Raw genomic sequence first — 16315 nt, forward strand, 5'->3', positions numbered from 1 at the left:
AAACTCGGGTACATGATGCATCCTGCCGATTTGCCGGAAACGGTATCCGTTTTCCCTTTGCCCGGAGCGCTGCTGCTGCCACGGTCTCGCCTGCCGCTGCATATTTTTGAGCCGCGCTACCTACAGATGCTGGACGACGCGCTGAAAACGCAAGAACGCCTGATCGGGATGGTGCAACCGAATACCTGTCAGGGCGACGAAACCAAGCTGCACCAGATCGGCTGCGCTGGACGGGTCACCCAGTTTTCCGAGACCGAAGATGGCAGGTATCTGATTACGCTGACGGGAATCTCTCGGTTCAGGGTCAAATCAGAGTTGGACAGTTTCACCCCGTATCGCCGGGTTTCGGTGTCCTGGGACGGGTTTGACCGAGATCTCGGCAAGGCCGAGGTGGATGACGGTTTTGATCGGAACAGGTTCCTGCGGCTGTTGGAACGGTTTTTTTCGTCCCGTCAGTTGTCCACCGATTGGGACACAATGAAAGATGCCGATGACGAGCTTTTGGTCAATTCCCTGTCAATGATGCTAGAGTTTGACCCCGAGGAAAAGCAAGCCCTGCTTGAGGCCCCTTGCTTACGCACCCGGCGCGAAACCTTGGTGACATTGATTGAATTCGCCATGCGCGGCGGATCGAATGAGGAAAAACTGCAATGAGCGATACCGAACACGCCTTTGACCGCCATATGCTTGAGGCGTTGATTTGTCCGCAGACCCACACGACGCTGCACTATGATGCCGAACGGCAAGAGCTGGTGTCAAAAGCCGCCGCTCTGGCCTTTCCAATCCGCAACGGTATTCCAGTGATGCTAGTGGATGAGGCCCGAGAGCTGGACTAGATCGGGTGTCCCTGCAGCAGTTTCGGCAGGTCTCCGGTCAGACCTGCAGCCTCGCGCACGAAACCTCGGCGCAGCCCGGGCAGCGATCCGACGATACCCATTCCAATATCCCGACCTATGCGGAGCAGGGGATTATCGTTCGAAAACAGCTTGTTGAACACATCAGTCGCCATCGCAAGCGAGGCTGTGTCGAACCGGCGCCACTCTTGATAGCGCTCCAGCACAAGCGTTGATCCGATATCCTCGCCACGTCGTCCCGCAAGGGTCAGAACCTCGGCCAATGCACCGACATCACGCAGGCCTGCGTTCAGGCCTTGCCCGGCGATGGGGTGCATGCCATGGGCGGCGTCTCCGACCAAAGCCAACCGGTCCGAGATGAAGGAATTGGCGATGGTCAGGTTCAACGGGTATGTGAACCGGTCACCCTGCAGGCGGATATCCCCCAGGAAATCGCCAAAGCGCGGGCGCAGAACTTGTAGGTAATCTGCCTCGGGCAGCGTATTGATCTGCGCGGACGTCTCAGTGCGTTCGCTCCATACGATGGAACTGCGGTTCCCGGTCAGCGGCAGAATCGCCAACGGGCCGGGGGGCATGAAGAACTGATGGGCGATACCGTGATGCGGTAGCTCGTGTTCAATGGCGCAGACCAGAGCGGTCTGGCCATAGTCCCAGCCGGTTCGTTTGATTCCGGCGCGCATAGCGGTGCCGCTGCGGCGGCCATCGCAACCCACCAGTAGGCTGCCGGACAAGGTGGCCCCGTCATCCAGCGTCAGCGTTGCCCCGAGCGCTGAGATGTCCTGAGACACGACCGTTTTGCCGCTGATTTCGGTAATCCCGTCTTGTTCGGTCATGGCCTCCAGAAAAGCCCGCCGCAGGTGGCGATCTTCAACCATAAAGCCCATCGGGCCTTCTTCGATCTCGGCATGATCAAAATGCATGAAGAACGGGGAAGGTCCGGCACCGGCATGACCATCCGTTACCTTGATCTCCAGCATAGGCTGGGCGTGCTTTTCCACCTTTTTCCAAACGCCTATCGCGTCGAGCAGACGTTGCGACGCCAATGCAAGCGCATAGGCGCGCCCGTCGAAGGCCGCATTCTTGCGCACTTTCTCGGCCAGAGCGTCAACAACCGTGACTGAATGCCCGGTCTGGGCCAGCGCCAGCGCAAGGGCAGGGCCGTTCAGGCCACCACCAACGATCAGGATATCGGATCTGTGTTCCATGTGCTGCAATATGCGCGCCCTTTCGGGATTGTCCATGTGCGGTCCTGTCGCTACCGTCCGATCACGGAATTACTCGGGAGGGGACCGGATGCAAGACTGGCTGACCATGACGGCATGTGATTTGGGCCGTGGTATCGGAATGGGGCAGATCGAGCCGGTTGAACTGACAGAAACTTATCTGAGCGCGATTGACGCCCATCCACATCGCGATCGGATCTATGCCCGGGTGACACACGATCGCGCCCGCGCCGAGGCCCTTGCGGCGCAAGAGCGGGCAAAGCTTGGCCTGCGTCGGTCTTTGTTGGATGGCGTCCCGATCAGCTGGAAAGACCTGTTTGACACGGCAGGCGTAGGGACCGAGGCCGGTTCGGCCCTGTTGGAAGGCCGCGTGCCCGAATCCGATGCGCAGGTGGTGCGGAACGCGACCGCGATGGGTACGGTCTGTCTGGGTAAAACGCATATGAGCGAATTGGCGTTCTCGGGTTTGGGCCTCAACCCAGTGACGGCTACGCCTCCATGCGTGAATGACGAAGAGGCCGTACCCGGAGGTTCGTCCTCAGGGGCAGGGGCCTCGGTGGCGTGGGGGCTTGCTGCAGGCGGCGTTGGCTCGGACACGGGTGGATCGGTGCGGATTCCCTCGGCCTGGAACGATCTGGTGGGGCTGAAAACCACGGCGGGGCGCGTTAGCCTTGAGGGCGTCGTGCCGCTGTGTCTGAAATTCGATACCGTTGGGCCGCTGGCGCGATCAGTTGAGGACGCCGCACATATGCTTGCCGCGCTTGAGGGCACCGCCCCGGCTGATCTGCGCGGGGCGTCATTGATCGGTCGCCGCTTTGCTGATTTGCAGAACGTCGCCAAGGACGATCTGCGCGAAGCTCCAGCCAACGCCTATGATGATGCGCTGGCGCGCCTGAAAGAGGCCGGGGCGGAGATCGTTCCGCTTGACGTGCCTGAGCTGAACGAAGCGATGAGCCTGTCGGGCGTGCTTTATACAACCGAAGCCTACGGCTTGTGGCGTGATGTGATCGAAGCGAACCCCGAGGCGATGTATCCCGAAATCCTTGAACGGTTCCGAATGGGCAAGGCCTATTCCGGCCCCGATTACGTGGCCGCTTGGTCGAAACTAACCGCTTGTCGACAGGCTTGGGATGCGGCCACTGCGGGCTTTGATGCCGTGCTTGCGCCGACGGCCCCGATCCTACCGCCCAATCTCGACCGGTTGATGAATGATCATGACTACTATGTTACCGAAAATCTCTTGGCTCTCCGCAACACCCGGATCGGCAATCTGATGGGGCTTGCGGCACTGACTTTGCCCACGGGAACACCCGGTTGCGGGCTGATGATGTTGGGCTATCCGGGGTCGGAAGAGGCCTTGTTACGGCTCGGGTCAGCAGCCGAAAGCGCTTTGACCTGAATGCCACAATCCCCTGATTCGGCACCTCTTTGTCTGGACGAAGCCCGGGTCGATCTGTAATCTGCCATAAAACGGGGCGCAAAATGACCCCGAAATTGAGGCAGTATCATGAATTTCCCCGAGCGGTTTTCGAACCTACCGGAATACGCATTTCCGCGTCTACGCGCCCTGTTGGATCATCATCAGCCGGGTGGTGAAGTCGTTCACATGACCATTGGCGAGCCCAAGCATGATTTCCCATCTTGGGTGACCGACGTGATCATGGAAAACGCCGCCGGGTTTCAGGGCTATCCCCCGAACGAAGGCTCACCTGAATTGCGCGCAGCGATCACGGGTTGGATCAACCGCCGCTATGGTGTGTCGATGGATGCAGATGCCAATGTGATGGCACTGAACGGTACGCGCGAGGGTCTTTATAACGCTGCAATGGCGCTCTGCCCCGAGCAGAAAAATGGGCAGCAACCGATCATTCTGTGCCCGAACCCCTTCTATCAAGTCTACATGGTTGCCTCGATTTCGGTCGGTGCGCAGCCATATTTCGTGCCGGCAACCGCTGCCACTGGTCATTTGCCAGACTATGCAGGCCTGCCCGAAGAGGTTCTGAACCGTACTGCTGTAGCCTATATCTGCTCGCCCGCGAACCCTCAGGGGGCGGTCGCCTCGCGCGATTACTGGGCCGAGCTGATTCAATTGGCTGAAAAGTACGATTTCCGCATCTTTGCCGATGAATGCTATTCCGAAATCTACCGCGACGCCGCGCCGGTTGGCGCGCTGACCGTTGCGCAGGAACTGGGTGCCGACCCCGAACGTGTCACGCTGTTCAACTCTCTGTCCAAGCGGTCTAACTTGGCCGGGCTGCGGTCGGGGCTGATCGCAGGTGGACCTGAAACAATCAGCCGTGTCAAACTGTTGCGCAGCTATGCGGGTGCCCCTTTGCCCGCCCCGCTGCAGGCCGCCGCCGCCAAGGTTTGGGCGGATGAAGCGCATGTGCAGGAAAACCGCGCGCTGTATCAGGATAAATACGCCGTCGCGGATGAGGTTTTCGCAGGCGTACAGGGCTACATGCCGCCCGAGGCGGGCTTCTTCCTTTGGCTGCCGGTCGAAAACGGTGAAGAAATCGCATTGAAGCTTTGGCAGGAAACCGGCGTACGGGTTCTGCCGGGTGCATATCTTTCTCAAGGTGATCCGGGGCAAAACCCGGGCGAGCAATTTATCCGGGTCGCGATGGTGGCCCCAAAAACAGAGATGAAGCGCGGGCTGATTACACTCCGCGACTGCATCTATTCGTGAGGTACGAGGGCAAAATGGCATCATATAACGCGCGAAACCGTGACCCGCTGCTGGACAGCAACACGCAAGCCGCCATTGAACGGCGTAGCAAAGAACTGATCGGGATCGCTTTGATCCTGTTGGGGTTGGCCGCTGCAGCGATGATCTGGTCCTATACGCCCGATGATCCAAACTGGATGGTTTCGACCGATGCGCCTGTGCAAAACTGGATGGGGCGCGTCGGGGCCTCAATCGCCGCACCGTTGTTTATGATCGTAGGCTGGGGCAGCCTGGGCGTTGCACTCGTTCTGATCACATGGGGTGTGCGCTTTGCGGGTCATTTAGGTGAAGACCGTGCCATTGCCCGCCTGATTTTTGCGCCGATCTGGATCGCCGTTCTGGCTGTCTATGCAGCGACTCTGGTACCGGGTGCGGAATGGCGGGCGACGCACAGCTATGGCTTGGGCGGTCTATTCGGCGATACAGTGATGGGCGCGATTTTGACGTTGTTGCCGATCTCATCGCATTTCCTGGTCAAGCTGATGTCGCTGGCGATGGCGGTCGGTATGCTGGCTCTGGGTGTATTTGTGTTGGGTTTCGGCAAAGCGGACGTTCGCAATGGCTTCCGGGCGTTTCTGTTGGGACTGGTCATGGCCTATGATCTGTTGATGAACGCGCTGGGACGCGGGGCATCGGCGACAGCGCGGGCAGCACGGGACCGGAAGGCCCAATGGGCCGAGCGCAAGGCCGAACGTGCAGTTCCGGTTCAGGCGGATTTTGACGACGACCTGGCCTACGCTGATCCGGTCTTTGAAGACCCTGAGATTGAAACGCAGGAACCTGTCGCCAAGACAGGCCTTCTGGCTCGGATGCCTTCCCTGATCCGTCGTCCTGACCCAATGCCCGAGCCTGAGTTGGTCGAAAACGTTGCGGTCGAAGGGTATTACGACATGCCGGGTGAGGATCGCATCCGGTCCAAGATTTCCGCCGCTGTGCGCAATCGTAAAGTGGCCGCTGGTGTGCTAACGCCCGAACCCGATCCCAACTTGCCATTGACCAAAGGGCGGGGCAGGGGACCTGACCCGTTGATTTTGAACTCTGGCGCGGCAGACGAGTTGCCGCCCGAACCCCCGATGACCTCTGCAGGTTTGCCCCCCGAACCACCGCTGACAGCAGGATCTGATGTTGAGACGCTGGCGGCTGACTCCGAGGCTGATAATTGGATGCAGCAGGACTATGTTTCCGAACCGGACTGTGATGATGAGGCCGTGTTTGATGATGCCCCCGAACCCGCGCTCCAACCGAGACAGGCTGTCAAGATTCCTGTCGCTGAGCCGCGTAAACCTGTAGTAGCTCAACCGGTCCGACGCACTCCTCCACCTTCGCGCAGGGCGCAAGCCGAAGCACAGCCGACACTTTCTTTCGAGGAACGGCATTCCGACTTCGAACTGCCACCGCTGGGCCTTCTGTCCAACCCTGCAAGCATCCAACGCCATCACCTAAGCGATGAGGCGCTCGAGGAAAATGCGCGGATGCTGGAAAACGTGCTGGATGACTACGGCGTCAAGGGCGAGATCGTAAGTGTCCGCCCCGGTCCGGTTGTGACCATGTACGAATTGGAGCCTGCACCGGGTTTAAAAGCCAGCCGTGTGATCGGTTTGGCCGACGATATCGCGCGCTCAATGTCTGCTTTGTCCGCGCGGGTTTCAACTCTACCGGGGCGCTCGGTTATTGGCATTGAACTGCCCAATGAAAACCGTGAGATGGTGGTGTTGCGCGAAATCCTCGCCAGTCGCGATTTCGGCGATGGTAATCATGCGCTGCCCTTGGCGTTGGGCAAGGATATCGGCGGTGAGTCCGTGGTGGCGAACTTGGCAAAAATGCCTCACCTCTTGATCGCTGGTACGACCGGTTCCGGTAAGTCGGTGGCAATCAATACGATGATCCTGTCGCTGCTTTATAAGCTAACGCCGGATGAGTGCCGCCTGATCATGATCGACCCCAAGATGCTGGAACTGTCGGTCTATGACGGTATCCCGCACCTGCTCTCGCCTGTTGTGACCGACCCGAAAAAGGCGGTTGTGGCCCTGAAATGGGTCGTGGGCGAGATGGAGGATCGCTATCGCAAAATGTCCAAAATGGGCGTGCGCAATATCGCGGGCTACAATGGCCGCGTGAAGGATGCGCTATCCAAGGGCGAGATGTTCAGCCGCACGGTCCAGACCGGCTTTGACGATGAAACCGGCGAGCCAATGTTCGAGACCGAAGAATTCGCGCCCGAAGCAATGCCTTATATCGTTGTGATCGTCGACGAGATGGCTGACCTGATGATGGTTGCGGGCAAGGAGATCGAGGCCTGCATCCAGCGTCTGGCGCAGATGGCGCGGGCTTCGGGCATTCACCTGATCATGGCGACGCAGCGTCCCTCGGTCGATGTGATCACCGGGACGATCAAGGCGAACTTCCCGACCCGGATTTCGTTCCAAGTGACCTCGAAAGTCGACAGCCGCACGATCCTGGGCGAGATGGGTGCCGAGCAACTGCTTGGTCAGGGCGACATGCTGTATATGGCGGGCGGGGCGAAGATCACCCGTTGCCACGGTCCGTTTGTCTCGGATGAAGAGGTCGAAGAAATCGTCAACCACCTGAAACAGTTCGGTCCGCCGGCCTACATGAGTGGCGTGGTCGATGGCCCGGCTGAGGAAAAGGCTGACAATATCGACGCTGTTCTGGGCCTGAACACGGGTGGCAACACGAACGGAGAAGACGCCCTTTACGACCAGGCAGTGGCGATTGTGATCAAAGATCGCAAATGCTCGACGTCCTACATTCAGCGAAAACTTGCCATTGGCTACAACAAAGCTGCGCGGCTTGTTGAGCAGATGGAGGACGAAGGCGTTGTTTCCGGGGCAAATCACGTTGGAAAACGCGAAATCCTCGTCCCCGAGCAGTAAGATATTTAATAACAAGGGCAGAACGCCTATCTGGGTCCTATGAAACAGATTGCTTTTGCCCTTGCTCTGACACTGGCTGCGCCCGCCGCGTGGGCGGCTGAAAAGCTGCCACTGTCGCAAATCTCTAACTACCTGAACCAGATGAAGACGGTTCAGACCACATTCACGCAGGTGAATGATGACGGATCGCTTAGCACCGGTAAGCTGTGGCTCGAGCGGCCCGGAAAAATGCGGTTCGAATATGATCCGCCCAACAGCGCGGTAGTTTTGGCGCGGTCGGGGACGGTGCAGATCTTTGACCCGAAATCCAATCAGCCGCCCGAACAGTACCCGCTGAAACGCACACCGCTGTCACTGGTGTTGGCGCGGAATGTCAATCTGGGGCAAGCCAATATGGTTGTTGGGCACGATTTTGACGGGACCGCCACGGTTGTGACGGCTCAGGACCCCAAGAACCCGGAAAGCGGGCGGATCGAGTTAATGTTTACATCCAATCCGGTTGAGCTGCGCAAATGGGTGATCCACGATAACGCTGGAAGTCAAACGACCGTACTGCTGGGGCCGTTGACTGAAGGCGGAAACCTCGATTCCAGCGTGTTTTCAAGCAAAACCCGTATCAGGTCAGACGATCGCTGACCTGACAGGGTTTGTTTAGTAACGGCAGTTCGCCAGCTGCGCCTGATACAGTTGCGCTCGGGCGTCTACATCATTCGCAACGTTCAACAGCCAAGATTTGCTGTTGTAGCTGCCGCGCGCGTAGCCGGTTTGCCCTTCGTGATAGGCCAGGTATTGGTTACGCGCGTCGGTGGGATGAATCCCGTTCCGCTCATAGCTTTTGTTCATGTACCAGCCAATGAAATCCGACGCATCACGGATGCGATCCCGCTTGGCGCGGCGTTTGCCGGTTTCGCGTTGATACTGCTCCCACGTGCCATCAAGTGCCTGACCATAGCCGTAAGCACTGCTTTGGCGACCCATCGGGATGACGCCCAGCACGTATTTGTGCGGTGTGCGCGCATCTGCGCGATAACGGCTTTCTTGGTAAATCGTGGCCATCTGAACGTGAACGGGGACACCCCATTTGCGCTCGGTGCTTTTGAAAGCCTTGATATAATCGGGTTTTTCGCGCGCAATGCTGCACGCGTCATTCAGTCTGCTCGGTGGCTGTTTGGACCCGCCACCACAGGATGCCAAAAGCAGCACCCCGAAGAGTACGATAAGAATTCTGCTCATGTGCCTCGTGCCTTTTTCTTTATTCTAGCGCAGATTGAGCTCTGAGGAAATCACAATCGTTACAGAATAATAGCGAGAATTATCGGTAATGCGGCGACCGACAATACTGTCGAGACCATGACCATGCCTGCAACCGCGTCGGAATCCACATCAAACCGCTCTGCCAGCAGGTATGAGGTGACGGCGACCGGCGCACACATTTGCAAAACCAGAACTCCGAAGGCTACAGGACCCAGTCCAAAACTGATGGCAAGAGCCCAGCCCAACCCGAAGCACACCGCGAGTTTCAGCAGGGACAACCATATAGCCTGTTGCAGCTTCTGTGTTGTCAGGCGTGCAATCGCGACCCCAAGGGTGATCAGCATCATAGGCACCGCCATCTGGCCCAACAGTTCCAGCGTGTTGGTTAGAAACAGTGGCGTCTGCCATCCACGCCACAGAAACAATGCCCCCAGCAGCGTGGCCCAGACCATCGGCTCGCGCAGAACCTTGCCAAAGGCGCCGCGCCCCGCGACCAGATAGATACCGTAGGTAAAAGAAAACAGAGCGGTAACGGCCAAAAAGATCACCGCGAAACCCAACCCAGCCTGCCCAAAGGCAAAGATGCACAAAGGCAGGCCCAGATTCCCAGTGTTACCGAAGATAAGAGGTGACAGATAGGTCCGCTGCTCAAGCCCTGAGGCACGTACAAAGACCCAGAAAACCACCGCCAAAGCAACATGTGATGCAATCGCAGCGAGCGTGAAAACGGTCAATTCATCGCCAGGAATGTCGGTTTGCATCAAAGCTACGAAGATCAGGCTGGGCACTGCAAGCGTCACCGCAAACCGCGTGACAAATTGCAGCCGATACTCGAACCCGAGCTTGACCCACGCAAACCCGATCCCGGCCAGAAGGAACACTGGGGCAACGATTTCGAACACTGTTAGGAGTAGGTTCACAGACTGTTTCCCCGAATTTCAGCTCATTGGTTGGCTTTTCTGCCCGAAAAGATGTACTAAATGCTTTGGGGGCCGAAACAATGCTAAAGACACAAGCCAAGTACCGTCTGGGACAGGTGGTTCGACACCGTAGACACCCTTTTCGAGGGGTTATTTTTGATGTCGATCCGGAATTCTCGAACTCGGAGGAATGGTATCAGGCCATACCCGAAGATAGTCGCCCGCTGAAGGACCAGCCGTTCTATCATTTGCTGGCTGAGAATGATCAATCCTTCTATGTCGCTTATGTTTCAGAACAAAATCTGGTTGAGGACCAATCGGGTGAGCCGGTAGACCATCCCGATATCCCCAACATGTTCGGCCCGTTTCAGGATGGATCTTATCCGCTGCACTTTCAGTTGAACTGAATATGTCCGTCATAATGGCGTGTGTCAGTAGCCTAATGCGCAACCATCTTTACGGGGATCGCTAGCACCTTCCAGAACTCCGTTTGAACAGATTCGAATGGCTTGCGCACCACCCAGAGACGTTTCCGGTATTTGGACAGTGTGCCCCATATCGGATAATTGTTGCAGAACGGCATCGGAATAGCCTCGCTCAATTTTCAGAACACCCCCATCTGCAAATGCCCGAGGCGCATCGATGGCTTCCTGCAGCTCTATGTCGAAATCCGTGAGATTTGACACTAACCTCGCGTGTCCGGTTGGTTGATAGGCACCTCCCATGACACCAAAGGGCATCGCGATGCGGCCTTGGGCGCGCAACATTCCCGGTATGATTGTGTGCATTGGTCGCTTTCCACCGGCAAGCTCATTTGGATGACCGGGTTCGAGGTTGAAACCCGCCCCCCGATTCTGCAGCAAAATGCCGAACTTTTCCGAAGCGATGCCCGACCCGAACCCGTGGTAGATCGAATAGATCAGTGAAACCGCCATGCGATCCCGGTCAACCACGGTGATATAGACGGTGTCTTTGTGAACAGACTCGGTCAAGGGAGCGGCGGCAGCCATGGCGCGTTTCGGATTGATTAGCGCGGCAAGTTGGGCGGCTGTCTCAGGTGCAAGAAAATGAGCCATCCGCGTGCTGTGGTCGGGATCGGCGATGAAACGATTGCGTGCGTCGTAGGCCAGTTTGCTGGCCTCGGCTTCGATATGTACGCGTTCAGCCCCCCAAGGGTCCATTGCGGCCAGATCGAAGTGCTTCAAGATATTCAGCAACAGGATTGCCGTCGCGCCCTGACCATTCGGTGGGTGCTCGACCAGTTCGACACCGCCATAATCTCCGCTGACGGGCACAGTTTCATCGCTTTGCACGGCCGCGAAATCCTGCGCAGTCTGTACTCCACCCAGATCGGAAAGGGCCGCAAGCATGTCATCGGCAATCTCACCAGAATAAAATGCCTTTTGACCGTGTTGGGCCACGCGCCGAAGAACTTCTGCCTGACCGGGGGCGCGAAAAACCTGCCCGGTTTGCAAGGGTTTGCCGTCAATCAGATAATGATCACGAGCCGCGCCTTGCAGGGTGGACGCGCTGTTCATCCAATCAAAGGCAACGCGTGGAGCCACCGGAACACCTGACTCGGCATAATGGATTGCGGGTTGCAGGATTGCTTCCAGGCCCAGCCGACCTTCGGTTTTTGCTAGACGGCAGAATGCCTCAACCGCTCCGGGAATTGTCACGGCATCCGGGCTGGTCACGGGAACCGAATTTAAACCGCGATCCCGCAATGCCTGTGCATCCGCTGATGCCGCGGCCCGACCCGAACCGTTTAGTGCGCGAACAGTCTGCTCGCCTGCGCGATTGTACAGAACAAAGCAATCTCCGCCCAAGCCGGTCATTTGCGGCTCGCAAATTCCCAGAAGCACTGCGCCTGCAATGGCTGCGTCCATGGCATTGCCGCCCTGCTGCAGAATATCCAGCGCGATTTTGGCGGCCAACGGATGGGACGTTGCGCACATCCCTTCGGTTGCCAAAACTTCAGAACGGCCTGTCTTGTGAAAATCGCGCATGGGTCTTTCCTTCTGCAAACACGCAGACACTAAGCCGCAGCTGGGAATTGTCCAATGCTATCAGAGGAAGGAGGTCCTCGGCGCCGCTCACTGGGTGGGGGCTGTGACGCTAGGCGCCGAGGGAAGCTATCTGAGCTACCCCTTACTTATGACCTTTGTTTGCGGCGCGACAATGGTTCGATCTAGGCCTTATTGTGGCCATTTGATGCCTGCTAGGGCATCTCGTCAAAGTCGAACCGCAAGCAGAGCAGGTTCCCGCCGCTTTTGCGTTCATATTGTATGTCGCTGGCAAGTTGATGAATCAGGTGCCAGCCAAAGCCGCCCTCGGGCAGGTCCTGCAAAGCAGTGTCGACAGATGGTGGAGTGCCGCTCGGTATCCGCAATTCAGGCATCGGGTCGCCGGTATCGGTGATCTGAATCACCAGCTTCTTTGCACATAATGAGCAATCGATTTGAACGTCAGCGGCGGCCACCCCGGCATAGGCATGTTCGACCACGTTGTTGATCGCTTCCGTCAGCGCGATTCTTACGTCATCTGCTTTGCTCTCAGGCAATCCCTGCGCCGCCAGCCGTGCGCTTAACGCCGCGATCCCTGCGCTGGCCTGCACTTGTGTCGCGGGAAAGCTCACCTCCAGGCAGTTTTGTTTGCAATTCGAGCACACGCTGTTCCACCTCTGCCGATCGTCAGTCTGCACCAGCGCCGATCGCCTCATCCAGCGATTTGAACAGTCTGAACACGGTGTCCATGCGGGTCAGGCGGAACACTTTTTCAACGATCGGGCGCAAGCCGGCCAGATCCAATCTGCGCCCTTTTTCCAATTGTTTCATCGAGGCGACAATGGCGCCCAGACCGCTGGAATCGATGAATTCAACAGAAGACAAATCCAACACCACCCGTTTGGCATGGGTTTGGGTTTCCGCGCGCATATCTTCCTTGAATTGAATCGCCATTGCGGCATCAATTCGATCACAATGAACGGATATTATCTGTGTCTCGCCGGTGATCTCGCTGCTGAGCCCCATGTTCGTCCGCCTTTGGCAATGCAAAATGATGGTAGAAATACGCTAGACGGTAATTCTTACCATTCGGTATCCATAGGCTGGAAAGTTCAAGGAGATTTCGGATGAACGAGGTTGTGATAGCAGGTGCCGCGCGTACACCAATGGGCGGATTTCAGGGCATGTTTGACGGCGTCGCCGCTGCTGATCTCGGCGGTGCTGCTATCCGCGCAGCGCTGGAGGGTGCAGGCATTCGGGCCGTGGATGAGGTGCTGATGGGCTGCGTCCTGCCTGCCGGTCAGGGACAGGCCCCGGCGCGTCAGGCTGGGTTTGCCGCCGGTCTGGGAGAAGATGTACCTGCCACAACGCTCAACAAAATGTGCGGTTCAGGCATGAAGGCCGCAATGATCGCGTTTGATCAGATCGCTTTGGGCCATACTCAGACCATGGTCGCTGGCGGGATGGAGAGCATGACCAACGCGCCCTATCTGCTGCCCAAGATGCGCGGTGGCGCCCGGATCGGACATGGGCAGGTCGTCGATCACATGTTTCTGGACGGGCTCGAAGACGCCTATGACAAAGGTCGGCTTATGGGCACGTTTGCCGAGGACTGTGCCGAATCCTATCAGTTCACGCGCGAGGCGCAGGACGAATACGCCCTGCGATCGCTTTCGAACGCGCTGTCCGCGCAGGAAAATAATGCGTTCGACCAGGAAATTACACAGGTCAAGATTCAGACTCGTAAAGGCGAGGTTGTGCTGGACGCGGATGAGCAACCAAAATCGGCGCGGCCCGAGAAGATACCCACACTGAAACCAGCCTTTCGCAAGGTTGGAACGGTAACGGCGGCCAATTCTTCTTCGATCTCGGATGGCGCAGCCGCCCTTGTGCTTGCCTCGGCAGATGCGGCAGAACAGCAGGGCCTGACCGTGCGCGCACGAATTCTTGGCCACGCCAGTCACGCGCAGGCACCGGGGCTGTTCACAACTGCTCCGGTTCCGGCAGCGCAGAAATTGTTGGACCGTATCGGTTGGAAAAAAGAGGATGTCGATTTGTGGGAGGTTAACGAAGCCTTCGCCGTGGTACCGATGGCATTCATGCACGAAATGGGCTTGTCCCGTGAGATCGTGAATGTGAATGGCGGCGCATGTGCGCTTGGCCACCCGATAGGTGCCTCGGGGGCTCGGATTATGGTCACGCTGCTCAATGCGCTGGAAAAGCGAAATCTCAAGCGCGGTGTCGCTGCAATCTGCATTGGCGGCGGAGAAGGGACGGCCATCGCAATAGAACGCGTTTGACGCTTTGTCTTTTTGCAAATACTCGGGGAATTGGCGGCAGCGCCCGCAGTTCCCCGGATGCAAGGTCTACCAACATGAAAGCCGACTACGACACACTCGCCAAAACCATAGCCGCCTTGACCGACGGTGAAACCGACGAGGTTGCATTGATGGCTACGGTGGCATGCGAAGTGCATCACTCGGACGACCGATTCGACTGGACGGGATTTTACCGCGTAACTGAGCCCGAAGTGCTAAAGATCGGGCCTTATCAGGGGGGGCATGGCTGCCTAGTAATCCCTTTTGAACGCGGTGTGTGTGGTGCGGCTGCCCGTTCAGGGCAAGTGCAATTGGTTTCGGATGTAGATGCTTTCCCCGGCCATATCGCTTGTGCGTCATCCACTCGGTCCGAGTTGGTTCTACCAGTGCGGGATGCGAATGGTAACGTGATCGCTGTCTTTGATATCGACAGCGACCAGCCCGACGCGTTTACCAAAGATGATGCGACCGCACTTGGTGCTATTCTAACGGATGTATTTGAGCGTTAGAGGGTTCCGACCTATCGCAAAAATGCGCCAAGATCTCGAGACATAATCAGATAGCAAAGCCCGGCCTGAAACGCTGTGATCGTGTATAGCCAAGCCGAGAAACCGCGCTTGCGGGTCTTGTGCCCGAAGATCCAGCGCCCCAGTAGCGCGGCCAAGCTGCCACCTAGTGCCGCCAACCATAACAAGCGCCGCTCGGGGATGCGTCGCCTTCTACGGCGCGCGCGCAGCTTATCCCAGCCAAACGCCATCAAAGTCAGGGTATTAATGGCCCAAAGATAGATTACGGCAATCCACATGGACCGTGCATAGCCAACTAAATTTGCAGACCCAAGTGAAAAAATGCTTGGAAATTTCACCGATTCGAGGCACCGTGAAAAAGTAACAGAAAATTTCACGCAGACTCGGAGCGCAACTTGAATTCGCAAGCCCCTCATAGCGCATCCCTCGGTGCCGATCTGCGCGCACTGCGCAAGGCGCGTGGGCTGACTCTGACTGAGCTCGCCAACCGATTGGATCGGTCCGTTGGCTGGCTCAGCCAGGTCGAGCGTGACATGTCCGAGCCGTCGATTTCGGATCTACGCCAGATTGCCGAATGTCTGGGTGTGCCGATGTCGATGCTGTTTGCCCATTCCGCTGCGCCGGCGGATGAGCAAGGGTATATTGTGCGGGCAGGGTCCCGTCGCCCGATGGGCTCTGGTGAAGAAGGGTTGATCGAAGAACTGCTTTCGCCTGACCTGACCGATGATTTCGAGATGGTGCATTCGACCTTTGAGCCGCATTCGCAGATGCAGACCCCGGCAAACCGGCCGACGCAGGAAGTCGGCTATATGGTTTCAGGCCGTCTGGAACTGACGATCGGCTCGCGCAGCTTTCAGGTCGGCCCCGGCGATAGCTTCCGGATCAAGCACGAGCCCTACACTTGGTCCAACCCCTTTGATGAGCCCGCTGTGGCCATCTGGGTTATCGCCCCACCGGTGTACTGATGAGTTTCGAGGCCTGGACCATATTCGCCCTGTTCTGGGTGGTGTTCGTTACCACCCCGGGGCCTAATGCGGTCAATTGCATCTCAAATGGGATGAGCCTGCCGTTCTCCAAGGCTATGTTGGGTGTCTTGGCTATTTTGACTCAGGCGAGTGTGTTCCTGATCCTCTCGGCTGTGGGAATCACAGCGTTGATTGCCGCGTCGCCAACAGGTTTCTTTGTCGCCAAGCTGATCGGGGCCGGGTTTCTGATCTGGATGGGCATTCGCGGTTGGATGAACGCAGCGAAACCCGCTCCGGCATCAGAGCGTCCGGCAAGACATGTTTACTTTCACGCGTTGGCTGTTGCCACGATCAACCCCAAAAGCGTCGCCGGATACCTTGCGGCGTTTTCGCAATTTGTGCAGCCGGATGTACCCATCTGGCAGCAGATGGCGGTGATCATGCCGACGGCACTGGTCATCACGACGCTCAGCTATACCGGGTTCACCTTGCTGGGGGCGCTGATGGGCAAGGCTGCGTTGGGGGCGGTGTTCAATATCTGGGTACGCCGCGTGATGGCGACCTGTTTCATCATTTATGGCGTTTTGCTGGGTGCCAGTTCGACGCCGACAGCGAGGGGGTAAGGA

At 57.5% G+C, this 16315-nt stretch carries 18 protein-coding genes; 11 read left to right on the forward strand and 7 right to left on the reverse strand.

Annotated features, from left to right (window positions below):
* Positions 1-12: 12 nt before the first annotated feature.
* Complete coding sequence (locus tag ACR0CZ_RS03280; RefSeq protein WP_170398861.1) at positions 13-654, forward strand: LON peptidase substrate-binding domain-containing protein; 642 nt, start codon at positions 13-15, stop codon at positions 652-654.
* Positions 651-836, forward strand: a complete 186-nt coding sequence (locus tag ACR0CZ_RS03285) for a Trm112 family protein (RefSeq protein WP_170398842.1) — start codon at positions 651-653, stop codon at positions 834-836. The genes ACR0CZ_RS03280 and ACR0CZ_RS03285 overlap by 4 nt, the downstream gene beginning before the upstream one ends.
* Here ACR0CZ_RS03285 and ACR0CZ_RS03290 read toward each other — a convergent pair.
* Complete coding sequence (locus tag ACR0CZ_RS03290; protein ID WP_170398839.1) at positions 833-2059, reverse strand: FAD-dependent monooxygenase; 1227 nt, start codon at positions 2057-2059, stop codon at positions 833-835. The two genes, ACR0CZ_RS03285 and ACR0CZ_RS03290, sit on opposite strands and share 4 nt — an antisense overlap.
* Positions 2060-2147: 88 nt before the next feature.
* Here ACR0CZ_RS03290 and ACR0CZ_RS03295 point away from each other — a divergent pair, with 88 nt between their 5' ends.
* The 4 genes from ACR0CZ_RS03295 (at position 2148) to ACR0CZ_RS03310 (ending at position 8335) form a co-directional block, all read left to right on the forward strand.
* Positions 2148-3476 (forward strand): amidase family protein, encoded by a 1329-nt coding sequence (locus tag ACR0CZ_RS03295; protein ID WP_170398837.1) that lies wholly within the window; start codon positions 2148-2150, stop codon positions 3474-3476.
* 108 nt (positions 3477-3584) lie between these two features.
* Positions 3585-4766, forward strand: a complete 1182-nt coding sequence (locus ACR0CZ_RS03300; protein WP_170398833.1) for an aminotransferase class I/II-fold pyridoxal phosphate-dependent enzyme — start codon at positions 3585-3587, stop codon at positions 4764-4766.
* 14 nt (positions 4767-4780) lie between these two features.
* Positions 4781-7699, forward strand: coding sequence for a DNA translocase FtsK (locus ACR0CZ_RS03305; RefSeq protein WP_170398831.1), 2919 nt, complete (start codon positions 4781-4783; stop codon positions 7697-7699).
* A 39-nt stretch (positions 7700-7738) separates the two neighbouring features.
* Positions 7739-8335, forward strand: a complete 597-nt coding sequence (locus ACR0CZ_RS03310) for a LolA family protein (protein WP_170398828.1) — start codon at positions 7739-7741, stop codon at positions 8333-8335.
* Positions 8336-8350: 15 nt separating this feature from the next.
* Here ACR0CZ_RS03310 and ACR0CZ_RS03315 read toward each other — a convergent pair whose 3' ends face one another.
* Both ACR0CZ_RS03315 and ACR0CZ_RS03320 read right to left on the reverse strand, forming a co-directional pair.
* Entirely contained in the window at positions 8351-8932 is a 582-nt protein-coding gene (locus ACR0CZ_RS03315; protein ID WP_170398825.1) for a transglycosylase SLT domain-containing protein, read from the reverse strand.
* A 59-nt stretch (positions 8933-8991) separates the two neighbouring features.
* The gene (locus ACR0CZ_RS03320) at positions 8992-9873 is read right to left on the reverse strand and encodes an AEC family transporter (protein WP_170398822.1); all 882 of its coding nucleotides are present in this window, start codon (positions 9871-9873) and stop codon (positions 8992-8994) included.
* Between the two features lie 80 nt (positions 9874-9953).
* Here ACR0CZ_RS03320 and hspQ point away from each other — a divergent pair, with 80 nt between their 5' ends.
* A complete protein-coding gene (hspQ, locus tag ACR0CZ_RS03325; protein WP_170398818.1) occupies positions 9954-10280 on the forward strand; it encodes a heat shock protein HspQ in 327 nt (108 codons plus the stop codon).
* A gap of 24 nt (positions 10281-10304) precedes the next feature.
* Here the strand turns inward: hspQ and ggt are convergent, their stop codons facing one another.
* The 3 genes from ggt to ACR0CZ_RS03340 all read right to left on the reverse strand — a co-directional run bounded on the left by ggt (position 10305) and on the right by ACR0CZ_RS03340 (position 12905).
* Positions 10305-11882: a gamma-glutamyltransferase gene (gene ggt, locus ACR0CZ_RS03330; RefSeq protein WP_170398815.1), complete on the reverse strand. Its 1578-nt coding sequence runs from the start codon at positions 11880-11882 to the stop codon at positions 10305-10307.
* A 212-nt stretch (positions 11883-12094) separates the two neighbouring features.
* Positions 12095-12511, reverse strand: a complete 417-nt coding sequence (locus ACR0CZ_RS03335; RefSeq protein ID WP_370644320.1) for an ATP-binding protein — start codon at positions 12509-12511, stop codon at positions 12095-12097.
* A 55-nt stretch (positions 12512-12566) separates the two neighbouring features.
* The gene (locus tag ACR0CZ_RS03340; RefSeq protein ID WP_170398809.1) at positions 12567-12905 is read right to left on the reverse strand and encodes an STAS domain-containing protein; all 339 of its coding nucleotides are present in this window, start codon (positions 12903-12905) and stop codon (positions 12567-12569) included.
* Positions 12906-13006: 101 nt separating this feature from the next.
* Here ACR0CZ_RS03340 and ACR0CZ_RS03345 point away from each other — a divergent pair, with 101 nt between their 5' ends.
* Both ACR0CZ_RS03345 and ACR0CZ_RS03350 read left to right on the forward strand, forming a co-directional pair.
* Positions 13007-14179 (forward strand): thiolase family protein, encoded by a 1173-nt coding sequence (locus tag ACR0CZ_RS03345; protein WP_480537085.1) that lies wholly within the window; start codon positions 13007-13009, stop codon positions 14177-14179.
* Between the two features lie 74 nt (positions 14180-14253).
* Positions 14254-14706, forward strand: a complete 453-nt coding sequence (locus tag ACR0CZ_RS03350) for a GAF domain-containing protein (protein ID WP_170398803.1) — start codon at positions 14254-14256, stop codon at positions 14704-14706.
* 11 nt (positions 14707-14717) lie between these two features.
* Here ACR0CZ_RS03350 and ACR0CZ_RS03355 read toward each other — a convergent pair whose 3' ends face one another.
* The gene (locus ACR0CZ_RS03355; protein ID WP_170398800.1) at positions 14718-15002 is read right to left on the reverse strand and encodes a DUF1294 domain-containing protein; all 285 of its coding nucleotides are present in this window, start codon (positions 15000-15002) and stop codon (positions 14718-14720) included.
* Positions 15003-15119: 117 nt separating this feature from the next.
* Between ACR0CZ_RS03355 and ACR0CZ_RS03360 the strand changes: the two genes are divergently transcribed.
* Together ACR0CZ_RS03360 and ACR0CZ_RS03365 are read left to right on the forward strand one after the other, a co-directional pair.
* Entirely contained in the window at positions 15120-15689 is a 570-nt protein-coding gene (locus tag ACR0CZ_RS03360) for an XRE family transcriptional regulator (protein ID WP_170398796.1), read from the forward strand.
* Positions 15689-16312, forward strand: coding sequence for a LysE family transporter (locus ACR0CZ_RS03365; RefSeq protein ID WP_170398791.1), 624 nt, complete (start codon positions 15689-15691; stop codon positions 16310-16312). Before ACR0CZ_RS03360 ends, ACR0CZ_RS03365 begins: the two co-directional genes overlap by 1 nt.
* Positions 16313-16315: the final 3 nt, after the last annotated feature.

The organism is Ruegeria sp. H9, from assembly GCF_056532915.1.

What these genes read in the sequence shown, in the direction of transcription:
- ACR0CZ_RS03310 (WP_170398828.1), top strand. Translation starts at nt 7,739, where the DNA reads ATGAAACAGATTGCTTTTGCCCTTGCTCTGACACTGGCTGCGCCCGCC.
- ggt (WP_170398815.1), bottom strand. Translation starts at nt 11,882, where the DNA reads ATGCGCGATTTTCACAAGACAGGCCGTTCTGAAGTTTTGGCAACCGAA.
- ACR0CZ_RS03340 (WP_170398809.1), bottom strand. Translation starts at nt 12,905, where the DNA reads ATGGGGCTCAGCAGCGAGATCACCGGCGAGACACAGATAATATCCGTT.
- hspQ (WP_170398818.1), top strand. Translation starts at nt 9,954, where the DNA reads ATGCTAAAGACACAAGCCAAGTACCGTCTGGGACAGGTGGTTCGACAC.
- ACR0CZ_RS03355 (WP_170398800.1), bottom strand. Translation starts at nt 15,002, where the DNA reads ATGTGGATTGCCGTAATCTATCTTTGGGCCATTAATACCCTGACTTTG.
- ACR0CZ_RS03350 (WP_170398803.1), top strand. Translation starts at nt 14,254, where the DNA reads ATGAAAGCCGACTACGACACACTCGCCAAAACCATAGCCGCCTTGACC.
- ACR0CZ_RS03285 (WP_170398842.1), top strand. Translation starts at nt 651, where the DNA reads ATGAGCGATACCGAACACGCCTTTGACCGCCATATGCTTGAGGCGTTG.
- ACR0CZ_RS03315 (WP_170398825.1), bottom strand. Translation starts at nt 8,932, where the DNA reads ATGAGCAGAATTCTTATCGTACTCTTCGGGGTGCTGCTTTTGGCATCC.
- ACR0CZ_RS03280 (WP_170398861.1), top strand. Translation starts at nt 13, where the DNA reads ATGATGCATCCTGCCGATTTGCCGGAAACGGTATCCGTTTTCCCTTTG.
- ACR0CZ_RS03300 (WP_170398833.1), top strand. Translation starts at nt 3,585, where the DNA reads ATGAATTTCCCCGAGCGGTTTTCGAACCTACCGGAATACGCATTTCCG.
- ACR0CZ_RS03365 (WP_170398791.1), top strand. Translation starts at nt 15,689, where the DNA reads ATGAGTTTCGAGGCCTGGACCATATTCGCCCTGTTCTGGGTGGTGTTC.
- ACR0CZ_RS03345 (WP_480537085.1), top strand. Translation starts at nt 13,007, where the DNA reads ATGAACGAGGTTGTGATAGCAGGTGCCGCGCGTACACCAATGGGCGGA.
- ACR0CZ_RS03290 (WP_170398839.1), bottom strand. Translation starts at nt 2,059, where the DNA reads ATGGAACACAGATCCGATATCCTGATCGTTGGTGGTGGCCTGAACGGC.
- ACR0CZ_RS03305 (WP_170398831.1), top strand. Translation starts at nt 4,781, where the DNA reads ATGGCATCATATAACGCGCGAAACCGTGACCCGCTGCTGGACAGCAAC.
- ACR0CZ_RS03295 (WP_170398837.1), top strand. Translation starts at nt 2,148, where the DNA reads ATGCAAGACTGGCTGACCATGACGGCATGTGATTTGGGCCGTGGTATC.